This is a genomic window from Acidianus sp. HS-5 (assembly GCF_021655615.1).
Classification (GTDB): Archaea; Thermoproteota; Thermoprotei_A; order Sulfolobales; family Sulfolobaceae; genus Acidianus.
Genome location: NZ_AP025245.1, coordinates 1,158,038 through 1,171,600, shown reverse-complemented (window position 1 = coordinate 1,171,600; position 13,563 = coordinate 1,158,038). Strand labels below are relative to the sequence as shown.

Below are 13,563 nucleotides of genomic sequence, written 5' to 3'. Positions count from 1 at the left end.
TTTGCCAAATTAACTACGTTGAATAAAAGGTTTTAAACTTTTTAAACCATTTTTGTATTATGAATCTTGATTCTCAAGGGAAAGGAATCTCATTTAAATTCTACGCAGCATACTATCCTCCAGTATACACTAAGGTTAAAGCCAGTTCGCTATCAGAGCTTATAAAAGGTATTTCAACTGTAGATAAAAATTCGATATTTTATCACGTCTTTCATCCCATGCTATCGTCTCATGTAGTACCAGAAGATTTACCAAATGATTTTGCTTTCTGGCTTAGAGAATCTCTTCATGACGAGTATCTTGCTGAAGTGATCGCCGATATAAAAGGCGGAGAACCCTTAACAATAGAAGATATAAGAAAAGAGCTTTTAGAGCTTTTAAACACATCAAGCCATTTAGATAAGGTTGCTGATTACCCCTTTGTCTTTATCTCATTTATTCCGGTAGTTTATCCATTAGATATAGAGGTTAGGACGTTAGCAGAATTTATGGACGCTATTGCTAAAGTTCCTGCTAGATCTTTATTTTACCATTTCGTATATAAAAGAGTAATGAGCGTAAGTAAGAGGAACGATTTCACAACATGGTTAGAAGACAACTTTGGACTTATTGATTTGGGAGAAAAATTAGCTAAGATAGATCCTCAAACTTACACTGAAGAAGAGGATTTCAGAAAAGATTTATTAAAAATTTTGGAAGGTGATCTGTTAAAATGATAGAGAAATACGAGAAAATAATAGGTGAGGATGAACTTTACGGTCTAGTGAAGATTGCAGAGAAACTTAAAGACTTTTCAATACTACATGTAAATTCTACTAGGGCAGGCGGAGGAGTTGCTGAGATCTTAAATAGAATGGTACCGCTTATGAGAGATCTAGGGCTTAATGTAGACTGGAAAGTAATAAGGGGCGATAGCGAATTCTTTAGAGTCACAAAGTCATTTCACAATTCCTTGCAAAACGGCTATGGTGAGTTACCTCCTAACGCTTTTGAAACCTATGAAAAATGGCAGGAAATTAACGCTAGCGAAGTACCTTTAGATTACGATATAATAATGATTCATGATCCTCAACCCTTGGGTTTAATTAAATTCAAGAAAAAAGGAAAATGGATATTCCGTTGTCACATAGATATTTCTAACCCTTATGCTCCAGTTTGGGATTTTCTGAAGAAGAAAATTGAGAATTATAATTCAATGATAATCTCTACTCCAGCATTTGCAAGAGATGATGTTACTACCACGCAATTTATAATTCCTCCATCTATAGATCCATTATCAATAAAGAATCAACCAATTCCTGAAATAACAGTAAAGAGAATACTATACAAGTATGGTATCAATACTGAAAGACCTTTAGTTGTCCAGATATCTAGATTCGATTACGCTAAAGACCCCATAGGAGTAATTAAATCCTTCAAATTAGCTAAGGAACATATAGACGGGCTTCAGCTAGCCTTTGTAGGAAGTCCTGCTACTGATGATCCAGAAGGACAAGAAGTGTATGAAAAGACCGTCAAGGAAGCTGGAGATGATAAGGATATTCACTTACTAATGTTACCTCCTTATAGTGACCTAGAAATAAACGCTTTCCAGACAGGAGCTTCAGTTGTGTTGCAAAAATCAATTAAGGAAGGATTCGGTTTAACTGTTAGCGAAGCAATGTGGAAAAGGAAAGTAGTAATAGGAGGCAGAACCGGAGGAATTCCTCTTCAAATAATTCACGGAATTACAGGGTATCTGGTAGACAATGTTGAAGGTGCTGCACATTACATTATTCACACATTGAAGAACCAAGATGTTGCACAAAAAATAGGAGAAAATGCCCACGATCACGTTAAAAATAACTTCTTAATAACAAGGCATATGAGGGAATATATGAGCGTCATGTTATACGTTACTGGAAGAAATTCTATCGAAGAGATGAAAAGTCCAGCTTTGCAATAAAGAATCCTTCAGAAAAGTCCTTATGAGGATAAGTTCTGAACACTCTTAACCATACCCTACTTTTCTTATAACCTTCATGACCTTTATTAGGAAGATTAACTAGATTTCTTTCAAATCTTTCTACAACTTTTTCTCCTTCCTCTGGAAATAAGGAGCATGTTATGTAAACTACTTGAGTTTTTAGTTTACTAACTTCTCTAAGAATTCCTACTTGAATTGAGGAGAGTTCGTTAATTTTCCTCTTATTCAAGCGTAATATTACAGAAGGATCAACGTTTATTGTACCGCTATTACTGCAAGGCGCATCAATAAATACCTTATCAATTTTCCTTATTGGTAAATGTAATGCATCAGCTACTATTAGCTCAACATTGCTTACATCCCATTTTCTCATTAATTTCTTCTGCTGTATTATTCTATTTTCTGAGATGTCTATTGAAATAAGATATGATTTATCTTTTGTTAACTGCTGAATTAGAGAAGACTTTACTCCAGGGGCAGAACCTATTTCTAAAATTTTATCATAAGGTTTTGGGTCTAATGTCAGCACAGCAAGAACGCTTGATTTATCTTGAGGTACTAAAAGACCTTCCTTAAACGCAGCAGACTCTGAGACACGTTTATCAGTATTTTCTATCTCCAATAAAAATTCTATTTCAGTCCTCTTCGCTTTATATCCTTCAGAATCTAACGATTTAATAACAGCATCAGTGCTTGCCTTTAATTCATTAACCCTTACCCAAATTTTATGGTTATATATTCCCTTGATGCCTTCTTCTCCTAAAAGTGCATAAAGTCTTTCAAATATCCACTTAGGAAAAGATAACATTGGATCTGGATTTATGCTCATATCAACTTCTCTAGGGCTTATACCAGGATACACGTTTCTTGCATATAAATATTTTTTAATATATTCCAGGAATTCCTTGTATAGCTCTTTCCTATTACCCTGCATATATTTTTTAAACGCAATATCGAAAGCTCTCTCTGGAGAAAGACTTTTCTTCATTATTAAAAATAATGCGTCTGCAAATAGCTTTCTATTATCCACGAATAAAAATGATATGTCCATTTAAAAATGATTAACCTCAGTTGGACTAGGATATTTCATCAATCTTTAAGCCTTTCTCATCATTGGTAGCGTTTTTCTTGCCGAAACAAGTAACTTTAAGTACGCTTCGGCTTCAGCCTTACTTACGTTAGATATATCATCTGCTAACTTATTTAAAATTGTGACTTCATTTATTCCTTGATAGCTCCACGTAGCAATATATGCTAGTTTCTCATTGTCAGGCTTTAATACATCAATCCTTGCTACTGGAGATATAGCATTTTCTTGGAAATATCCAGAATACATTTTTACATTATACTTCACATATGCTTTACCTAAACCTGCTAAATCAGTCGTATATTTTGAAGAAAAAATATCATTCCAAGATATCCAACCCAAGAATCTAGGGTTCTTATAGTCCTCTAATTTCTGCCTAAGTTTGTAAAATAGACTTTGAACTACGTAACTTTCTCTTGCCTCAATTAGTTGCGCATAGCCTTCATTAATTAATTTGCTTATTAGAAATCTTTGGGCAAATCTCTTCACTATACCTATAATTTTATCATTGTTAGAAATTACTAGCTTTCTGGCTTCATGAAATCTCTTTAAATCTTCATCGTTCTCATCATAGGTGGGAGGATCTATAATAGGACCGTCAATAAAAATTATATCACAATCAGAACATGAACTTAAAATTTCAGTTTCCAACGTTAACATTAAAAGAATAGCGTCTTTACTTACCTTATCTTCCCCGTAATAGTTATCTTCAAGTTTAACATCCTCTTTAACGTCTGGAGGAATTTTCTTGCCTTCATTTTCTAAAATTCCTTTAACTTTTACTGCTCTTGCAATAATCAATGAAAAATCTCCTACATCTAATTGATACTTACTACCGTCAACAGCACAAGCTAAATGATGAGTTTTCATCTTATTAATAGATAAAAATTCTAAATCAGAATTACCATAATATATATCCTCTGTTACTAAAGAGAGTATTGTATCTATTTTCCTAGCTTTCTCGTCCTCTTCTTCTGCTAACTTTCTTATCTTATGTAAAATTGAACTCAAATTTTCACCGTGATTATTATTCCTTTTTCTGCAAGAAAGTTTAATAATTCTATCACATCTTTACTATTGCGCTTAGTTATAGTCACTTGACCTTGATCTAATAAGGAAAGTAGGATATCAAGCTTTTTACTATCTATATTTAATTTTGATAACTTTTCTCTAAGTTCATCGTAAATTTTTCTGGCTTCTTCTTCTGATTTTTTAGCGTTTATTTCTAAGTCTTCAAGGTCATCCGTAGTTTCAAATAATCTCAAGTCTTTTGATTCACCTAATATTGTTAGGAATATTTTAAGATAGGTTTTAAGTTTTCTATTATTCTCATCTATCTTTTCCTTATATTTTTGTATTTTATCCCTTATAATATCTTCAGATAATTTTAAACAATGTTTAAGCTCCTCATACGCACCGGTCACATAAGAAGCAATTTCGTTAGGTGAATCAACGCTTTTAGCCTTAACTAAATAATCCTTAATTGTCGTGCATTCTTCACTAACTTCTGGCAAAGAACATCTTTTTAGCTCTTGTTTTATTATACTAATTTTTGAAACTAACGAGTCAAGGGACTTTATTATTTCTCCTTGTTCAGAGTATTCTTTTTTAAGTTTTTCCCAGTCTAATGAGTTTTTCTCATTTTGAATTTTAAGTAACAAATCAACTAAATTCGTTCAACTCACCTTTTATAGTTTTTATTAATTCATTAATTTGTTTTCTTTGATTATTTATTTCTTGTCTTAGTTTATTTACTTCAGGGTTAATTTTCTCTATAGATTCAATCTCTGCTTGAAGCCTCATGATATTTGAACTTATATCCCTAAGTCTTTCGCTATATCTGTAAATTGTAGTATTTTTTAATTCGTCGAAGAAAGGTAAGGGGGTACCGTCTATGCTCGCCTTATATACTTCCCAAGCAATAAGGAATAAGTTATCGTTATCCTCGTTACCAGATATTTTCTTTATACTGTCAATGAAATTCATTAACTCCTCGTTTCTTTTTACTTTGTTTACTCTTTCTAAAAGGTCATAAATCTCATTTAATAACTTATTACTGTCTAAATATTCCATAATATCTTTAACTTCCTTTTCTTCTTCTATATCTTCATTAATACCTAAAAGTCTCTTAGCTTTCATTATTACGTTAAGTTTTGACATCATATAAGATTTAATCTTATTAATTTCGTTCTGGGCTTCTATAGTGTCATTTACAAACTCCTTAAATAATGAATACAAAGTTAATATCAGAAATGAAAGCCTTAATTGGTTCTTATAATCCTTGTTTTTAATTGCGAGTTTAAGCTGATTATAATATTCATTAATAGAGTCTTTCATGTCTTTTAAGCTTCTAATTCCAGAATCCCTTTTCTTAACAGTAATAAAATAGCCTTCATTTAAATTCTCTGAATTAATTTCCCCAATATTTTTATTTATATAATCTATGAGTTCCTTAGTTAGTTTATCTTTATCATCTACATAATTTATTATTTCTCCTGTTGTAACAGCTGAGTATAATAAAAATTCTACCGTAGATGATTTCCCGAAAATTTTTCCAGCAATTTGAATTAACTTTGGCTTAACATTCTTTACTTCGCTTAAATAATAAATATATTCGGCAATTAAACTTTCCACGTTTAAATTCTTCTGCTTTAGATAGCCTACAAGGGTAGATGAAAATTCCTTAATTCTTTGCCCTGCTAAATCATCATAATATATTATTTCTCCTCCTTTAGAGTTTATTATTCCGTTCTCAGAAAGATAAGAAATTATATCTTCCTTCAGCACTGTTGCAGTCTCTATATCTTCTAAATGAAATTGTTTACTTCCAAATATTCTAAATTTCTCGTTTACTATCTCGTTCACTTTCATAAATACATTCTGATACTTGTCAGGATATATTGAAGGAGAAAATAGTATCCAGTTTAAAGACTGCATTGGTCTTTTGTTTCCCTTGGTTAAAGGTAATTGCTGAATTACAATTTTCTGCAATATTTTATTTAATATATCATTTGCTGTCCTCTTTAGTTCACCTAATTTTATATCTAGTACATCTTTCCTTACTCTAGTTATATCTGGATTTAAATTAGCGAACAGTAAATAAAGCAGTTGCCTTTTAATTGGAGTAAATAATTCCACTTCGGTTTGGACTATGGAATATTTACTTAGATCCTCATTACTTTTGTCTAGAAATACTATACCATGAATTATTCCTTCATAGCCCTTTAATATTTCGCTTATGTTTTCCTCTCCTATAGGTTTATAGATAATCAAATTCGCTATAACAGAATTTCCTAAATCACATTCAAGGATTCTAATATTTTTAGTTACGTATCTTTGATTAAATTTTAAGCCAATCTCTTTCAGAAAAACTATAAAAGCATCTACTTCTTTTTCTATATTCAATAGATTATCATTAACGAATTTTAGTGCCTTTTCTTTTATTTCTCTGCTCTTAAAATCTATGATTAGCCCTCCAACATTAGTATTTACTAATGATTCATAATATCCCCAATCTAAAGCGTAAGCTTCACCTTTCGATTTAACCTTCAATTTCTTATAAACATCCGATAAATCTACATTAATACCTTCATAGATAACTTTGTTTATATCACTTGATATAAACACATTCACGCTTTTATCGAATTCCTCTGAATCTGAATAAAATATTAGAAAATCTTCCACATCATGAGGTATTTTATAATCCTTAGTTACTTCAACCCAACTCGGAAAATCTACTAAAAAGCCTTTAACTATATGCCCGTCTAGTTCTTTTATAATTAGATTTTTATCTGTAAAAATTCTGCTTAACAAAACCTTATGAAATTTCTTTATTTCCTCCTTATCCATCTTGCTTTCGATTTCAAAAACTGAACTCCTCAGAGTTTCTCCTTCATCGTTCAGATCTGTAGCTGCAGAAATTTCTTTAAATAACTGATCTATTGGATCCTTAAAGTCAAAGGATTTACAAAGTATGTCATTAAAGAACCTGGCATACTTCCTTCTTTCTTGGCCTATTACCCAGTAAGGCAAATCGAGATATTGTAAGACGTCCTTGTTTTTATTATTATAATCTAAGAGGCAATCAACCATTGCTAGAAATTCTAACTTAGATGGAGGCATTATTTGAATCGTCTTTATCCTTTGTATAAACGAATAGTAAGTCTCTGGAAATAGCGAATTTATTTGACCTCCTATTCCGAATACCTTTGAATAAGCACTTGGAGTAGTTGAAAGATAAATAATATTTTCGCCTTTAGAATTGGCAAGTTCTTTTATCGAAACCCAAAAATCTCTTATATAATCCTGATATTGCCTATATACCGCAAAATCTACTCCCGACTCCATCTCATCGATTAATGCTACTTTATAATCAGAAAGAAAAGTTAAATCTCCTTTTTCTTTTTTAAGTATATTTACAAAAGATTCTTTATATATTTTAATATCTCTAGCTTTTAACGCTTCCTCTATGATGTTGAAGAAACTGGTTTTGCCTTGACCCCAATCTGCTAGTACCGCAATTATTTCTGGAGACTCTCTAGGAGATTCAAGCCTTTTTAGTTCCCAGCCTATTTGCCTAAAGAAGTTTAGCCTATCTATATATCTTGTCTTAGATGATATACATAAGTATAAATCATAAAAGGATTTTGAGTCTGCTGCAGTCTCACTTATTCGATAATTGCAAGTCATTTAGATGAATCTTCAATTAAAACCCTATCAATTCTTTCCACGCTTCCTGCGTATGATCCTAACCTAGAATCCCAAGGTATTCTCACTAAAGCTGGAACTTTAAGTGCTGAGATTAACCCCGAAACTATAACATATCCTGTGTCTAGTGAAGTTAACCCCTTTGCAAGCGATTCCGGAAGTCCTCCTGATGCAGACATAACGTACTTTAGATCCTCATGATATATCCTGTGGAAGAAGAACGTATTTAACATTGATAGTACGTACTTGTCTACAAATGCTGGCCTTTGACTTACTAGAAACAAAGAAACTCCGAATTTCCTTCCTTGCGTTGCAAGAGTTACTAGAGATTCCTTAGTTATGTTTGCAGAAATTGGATAGTCATTTGAAGGGATGTAATTTTGAGCCTCTTCTATTACAAAAGCAATAAGTCTTTGCGAACCTGAGTATTTTGCCTTAGTTAAGTAATTTAATAAAAGCCTTGATATGTAACTCACTATCAATTGTTTAGTAGGTATATCAACTCCTGGAGAGCCGTCGGCTGAAAAGTCAATTATTGCCAAACCTTTTTCTTTCCATGTTATATCAAGGACTGATTCGTTTATAGATGATGAGTTACTTACTAATTTGTATCTTTTTACTATTCTATCTTTAAAAATTTCTAACGCACTTATTACAGCTCTTGCAGTACTTGTGCTGAAACCCAATTCTTTAAGACTTTGATTTGATGAAATCTCTTGTTGAATTAGACTTATTCCTTCTTCCTTTCCCAACAAGTTATTATATTCTTTTTGATCATGTTGTGAAATAATGTAATCCAGTAAATTTGACTGTAGAGAATTCACTTCATTTCCACCATATTTAAGAGAAATAATAAAATCTGCAAGATCCTTTGGAGTAAACAGGCTTAAATCTATGGTTAACCTGTTTTCCGTATCATTTTTGGGTTCTCTTATTACATATTTTCTAACCCATTTCCTACCTCCTGAAACTAAATCCATATTAATAGTAGCAAAATCAGCATAGTCTCCATTAGCATCAATTATTATCATGGGAAGTGCAGTGTTCTTTCCCATTATTTTTAGATTAGAGAATAGATAAATTAGATACCTCATATCGTAACTTTTACCGCTTCCAGTTTCTCCAAATATTCCTATGTGCATGGTAACTGCGTTAAGATCCAATAATAGCGGTATATCAGAACCTGCAAGCTTGCCATATCTTATATATTCTGCTGCGCTTTTTATACTGTAAAATTCCGCTAAGAAATTCTCATCCTTTTCTTCTGGAAGTGTCTTTATCAAAGATCCAGGCAAAGGAGAAGAATTATGACCATATCTTTTAATTATACTCATTTCGGCTTTTATCGCAGTATTCATGTTTAGTAAATCAAAGGAAGCATTGTCTGAAAGAATGTTTTTTACTATAGGAATTTTTTCATCATAAAATTCGTTGATGTATTCAAAATTCTCTAATCTAGATAATGACAACTTATTATTATCCTTAATAAGGAATAATTGCCCAGGACTTACTTCGTATTCAGGAGTCAACAATCCTTGAATAGAGTTAGCTTCACTTTTTTGTAGTACTATTCCTATCGTTTTTCCTTCTGCTAGCATGATTAATAAGTTAATAAAGATTAAATAAAAGACACAAGGCCGTCATAATGATTTTAGTACATAACTTATGGTCTTAAAAGCTAACCTACCGTAAGGATGAAGCTCTACTTTAATATTAGCTTTCTCTGAAGCTTTGCTAACTATATTGTAATGATGCTTTGGAAGTACTGCAACTATTCTTTCATGTTGAGAAGAAATTTTCCTAAGCATAATAGAGAGAAGTTCAACAAATTCTTGTTTCTCTTCTTCAGTCATCATTGACGGCGGATAATCATAGGAATTGAAAGGATAGCAATCCTCATACTCTCTAGGTACTAGAAGCATGGGCTCTGATACAGAATAAAATTGAATGTAATCCTTTTCTCTTGCAATAGAATATGCTAACTTATGAGTACGGGATCTGTTATATGGCTTAACTGTAGTACAAGGTAATAGAAATGCTATCCTCTTATTAGAATTCCAGTTTTCCAAGAAGAAATCATACCATTTTCTAACTACAGGATGTTTAAATAAATCAAGATCTTCCTTTTTAATTATTGCTGGACCCGAAAGAGGTGGACATTGCATTGCAGATTTCCTCTATTTCTCCTTTTAGATAATCTGAACCCATTTTATTAATTTTCCTTGAAAAGTCTATTAAATAATTATGCTCATCGTACTTCGAGTTCACTAATATCCATGCATTAATGATTGCTCTACTAATCCAATTTTGTAAATCTATTTTATAAGGAAACTTAGTCTTTTCTAGAAAGTCCAACAGTAGCTTTATATCATCAGTAGTAGCCCTTTTTGCTTTCCATACTATTTTTCTATCTCCTACGTATCTTTCACCCTTTCCTGGAATTATGACAAGACCCATACTAGCTTTTATTCTGTAAGTAGCTGTGTCCACACTATCTGCATTGAAGAATAATTCTCGCATATAAGGTGATCCTGCACCTAGCACATGAAGGTATTTTACTTTCCTCCTTAGGTAATGGTAAATCATGATTACTAACTTCTTGCTTCCTTTTAATGAAGGTGGTACTATACCTCCGTAAGCTATCTTATCTGTATATTGAGAGTAAAACTCTACAGCCTTCTCAATACCGTCTGGAGTATAAGCATGAATTATGGGCATTACGTTTACTTTACTGTATAAATATTCAAAATTCTTAAAATTGATCTCATTAACATCTGTGCAAAACGATGGTATATCTAGGCTCATGAAATTATCTGCTTTTAAGGAAAGATATTTCTTTAATACTGCATCAATGTTAAGAGAAAATCCCTTAACCATTATTTGATATCCGCCACTATCCACCCACGTTTCATTACTCCAAGGAATATCGTTCCAAACAAGTTGATTAATCATCAATGGTGTACCTAATTCCCAGATTGGGATTCTCTCATCTGGTATTCCGAGTAATACTTTCACAATAAACCAGGCGATTAATTAACATTTATCTATATACAAAATAATACCAATAGATCAGGAGGAACAACCCATCATCATTCTTCAGGTTAGGTTGAGGTCTTCATTTAATCTTATTATAAGCAAGAATGTTTAAAAGAGTTTCATTTTCCTCTCTTCATCTTAAAGATGGAATAAAGTTTATGATTAAAAAATTAGAAATATTAGCAATATTGCTTCTAATTACTACTACAACGCTATCTTCAGCTTATACAATAAATATAATTATTCAAGGTAAAGGAATCTCAGCTATTGTAGAATATTGTGGTCATATAGAATTAATAAGTAAAAATACTACTTTATCTCTGCCTAATACTTCAGTTACTATAAATGCTTACGACTCAATAATAGGTTATAATGTTTCAATAAACTGTAAAAATACCTCTTCATTAACATTTAATACAGAGAATTTAAAGCAAATAATAATAAAATCCGTACCAATATATGTTTGGATTAATGTAAAAATTAACGGAAACGGAAAAGTTATAATTAATTTCCAAAATGGTAGTAAGGAAATAATAAATCAATCTACCAAATTGAAAGTATTATATGGAAACTTATTAACGTTTAAAGCAGAAGGAAGAGATGGCGACTCTTTTACAAATTGGAATAATAATTATACTTATCCAACAATGTGGGTAATTGCTAGCAATAATACTTGTATAATTGCTAATTTCGGAAAAGTTAGGTCTTCAGTCTCCTCCTCAATAAATTTCCTTGGTATTGGCTTACTCGTAATTTTAGGAGGGTTTTATATATACATTAAAAGAAAACAGAGTCCAACTTAACTTTTAACTTTATTTTAACAAAATTATACAATGAACTGTCTGGCAAATTCTGAAAGCTTATATTTAAGAGAAGCTTCTAACCAACCAATAAATTGGTTCCCTTGGTCGAAAGAAGCCTTTGAGATGGCAAAAAAGGAAAATAAACTCATACTAGTTGACATTGGAGCTGCTTGGTGTCACTGGTGCCACGTTATGGATGACGAAACTTACTCTAACTCAGAAATTGCTAAGGTAGTTAACGAGAACTTTATTGCAATAAAAGTTGACAGGGATGAAATGCCAGATGTTGATAGAAAACTACAGTTAATAGTTAGTCAGATTTCTGGAGAATCTGGATGGCCTCTTACAGTATTCATGACCCCAGAAGGTAACGTTTTCTTTGGCGGAACTTTTTTCCCTCCTGAGGATTCTTATGGAAGGATAGGATTCAAGAGGTTATTAAATGAAATTCTTAAACTTTGGAACAACGAGAGAGATAAAATATTAAATTCCTCAATTCCTTTATCCATAAAGGTTAAAACTGAAAATGAAGGAAATCTTAACAAGGAACTAATAGAATCTTCCTTCTCTATTCTGACTTCAGCATACGATCTAGAATACGGTGGACTTGGCAACAACATGAAATTCCCTCATCCGAAAGTTGATGAGTTCATGTTAGCTTATTCAGCATGGACTGGAGACGACCTAGGCAAAAAGTTAAACAATTTTACCTTAACTAAGATGTTCGAAGGAGGAATTTTTGATCAAGTGGGGGGAGGATTTCATAGATATACTACAGATAGAGAATGGTTAACTCCACATTTTGAAAAACTCCTTATAGATAACGCAGAATTACTAGAAGACTATTATATATCCTATTTAGCTACAGGAAAGGCAGAATTTCTCGAAGCTTATAATTTAACTTATGAATTTATAAAAAGGGATTTAGAAAATTCAGTAGCATTTTCAAACAGTATAGATGCAGATAGTGATGGCGTAGAAGGAGGATATTATACTTGGACTGAAGAGGAAATTAGAAATGCCTTAGGAGAGGAGTATGAATTAGGAATAAAGCTATTTGGATTAAGGAAAGAAGGCGGAGTAGTTGAAGGAAGAAAAATATTAAGAACAGACTTATCAGAAGCCAAGAGACTCATAAACTCGAATATTAAAGTTACTTTACAAAAGCTCAGGGATTTAAGGAAGAAAATGCTTGAGTATAGACAGAAAAATAGAAAATTTCCTAGAGTAGATGAAAATTCATATTCATATCCTAACTACAGATTAGCTGAAGTTCTATTCAGTTCTCTAAAAGTTGAAGACGGTATGAAGATTATTAAATATTTAACACCAACAGTAACTAGAAGGCTTAACGGGGGCAAGGAAGGCTTACTTGAAGATTACGCTACAGCTCTATTAGCCTCGATTTCAGCTTATGAAGTCACAGCAGAGGAAAAATACTATTCGCTATCACTTGAACTGTACTCTAAATTAAAAGATTTTTTAAAAGATGATGGGTTTGAAGAGCCTAATGGAGAATTACCTTATGGAGAAATGCCTAACGAGTCTCCAAATTCTCTGGCAATAAGAGGAATTCTCAAGCTATCCTTGATAAATAGAATAGACGTTAATGCAGAGAAGATTTTATCAAATTTAGTAAATTCCGATCCCTCATTTGTTTCTGGATTGTTACTTTCTGCAGGGAGTCTAATAAACGGAATTGCGCACGTTGTTATAGTTGACGAAAAAGATGGTAATGCAGAGAGCCTACATAAGGAGGCTTTAACGACTTACTATCCTTTAAAGGTTGTAGAAAAGATTTCTGACGATATTAAGGATAGATTAGACCTATCATTGAGGGCAATGCTTAACGATAATGGAGGAAAGAGTAGAGCGTACATCTGCATAGGTAATACATGCAGTATGCCGATTTTTGAGATGGAGAAAATTAAGCTCTTACTTAAAACTAAGTTAAGCTAAAATAT

11 protein-coding genes are annotated in these 13,563 nt (G+C 32.2%); 4 read left to right on the top strand and 7 right to left on the bottom strand.

Features of this window, described 5'->3' with window-relative positions; translation table 11 throughout:
* Positions 1 to 56: 56 nt before the first annotated feature.
* Both HS5_RS06360 and HS5_RS06355 read left to right on the top strand, forming a co-directional pair.
* Positions 57 to 716 (top strand): DUF5752 family protein, encoded by a 660-nt coding sequence (locus HS5_RS06360; protein WP_346729559.1) that lies wholly within the window; start codon positions 57 to 59, stop codon positions 714 to 716.
* Complete coding sequence (locus HS5_RS06355; RefSeq protein ID WP_236753327.1) at positions 713 to 1,945, top strand: glycosyltransferase; 1,233 nt, start codon at positions 713 to 715, stop codon at positions 1,943 to 1,945. The genes HS5_RS06360 and HS5_RS06355 overlap by 4 nt, the downstream gene beginning before the upstream one ends.
* On the opposite strand, the gene HS5_RS06350 is transcribed toward HS5_RS06355, so the two are convergent.
* The 7 genes from HS5_RS06350 to HS5_RS06320 all read right to left on the bottom strand — a co-directional run bounded on the left by HS5_RS06350 (position 1,911) and on the right by HS5_RS06320 (position 10,775).
* Entirely contained in the window at positions 1,911 to 2,996 is a 1,086-nt protein-coding gene (locus tag HS5_RS06350) for an RsmB/NOP family class I SAM-dependent RNA methyltransferase (RefSeq protein WP_236753326.1), read from the bottom strand. The genes HS5_RS06355 and HS5_RS06350 overlap by 35 nt on opposite strands.
* 66 nt (positions 2,997 to 3,062) lie before the next feature.
* Positions 3,063 to 4,064 (bottom strand): DNA double-strand break repair nuclease NurA, encoded by a 1,002-nt coding sequence (locus HS5_RS06345; protein ID WP_236753325.1) that lies wholly within the window; start codon positions 4,062 to 4,064, stop codon positions 3,063 to 3,065.
* A complete protein-coding gene (locus HS5_RS06340) occupies positions 4,061 to 4,714 on the bottom strand; it encodes a hypothetical protein (RefSeq protein ID WP_236753324.1) in 654 nt (217 codons plus the stop codon). The genes HS5_RS06345 and HS5_RS06340 overlap by 4 nt, the downstream gene beginning before the upstream one ends.
* Position 4,715: 1 nt before the next feature.
* Entirely contained in the window at positions 4,716 to 7,742 is a 3,027-nt protein-coding gene (locus HS5_RS06335) for a hypothetical protein (protein ID WP_236753323.1), read from the bottom strand.
* Entirely contained in the window at positions 7,739 to 9,361 is a 1,623-nt protein-coding gene (locus tag HS5_RS06330) for an ATP-binding protein (protein WP_346729558.1), read from the bottom strand. The genes HS5_RS06335 and HS5_RS06330 overlap by 4 nt, the downstream gene beginning before the upstream one ends.
* Positions 9,362 to 9,400: 39 nt before the next feature.
* The gene (locus HS5_RS06325; RefSeq protein WP_236753321.1) at positions 9,401 to 9,925 is read right to left on the bottom strand and encodes a DUF5591 domain-containing protein; all 525 of its coding nucleotides are present in this window, start codon (positions 9,923 to 9,925) and stop codon (positions 9,401 to 9,403) included.
* Positions 9,888 to 10,775 carry a hypothetical protein gene (locus HS5_RS06320; protein WP_236753320.1) on the bottom strand — a complete coding sequence of 296 codons (888 nt, stop codon included), beginning with the start codon at positions 10,773 to 10,775 and terminating at the stop codon, positions 9,888 to 9,890. Before HS5_RS06320 ends, HS5_RS06325 begins: the two co-directional genes overlap by 38 nt.
* A gap of 179 nt (positions 10,776 to 10,954) precedes the next feature.
* Here HS5_RS06320 and HS5_RS06315 point away from each other — a divergent pair, with 179 nt between their 5' ends.
* Together HS5_RS06315 and HS5_RS06310 are read left to right on the top strand one after the other, a co-directional pair.
* On the top strand, positions 10,955 to 11,599 hold the full coding sequence (locus tag HS5_RS06315; protein WP_236753319.1) for an LPXTG cell wall anchor domain-containing protein: 645 nt from the start codon (positions 10,955 to 10,957) through the stop codon (positions 11,597 to 11,599).
* A gap of 30 nt (positions 11,600 to 11,629) precedes the next feature.
* Positions 11,630 to 13,558: a thioredoxin domain-containing protein gene (locus HS5_RS06310; RefSeq protein ID WP_236753318.1), complete on the top strand. Its 1,929-nt coding sequence runs from the start codon at positions 11,630 to 11,632 to the stop codon at positions 13,556 to 13,558.
* Positions 13,559 to 13,563 lie beyond the last annotated feature (5 nt).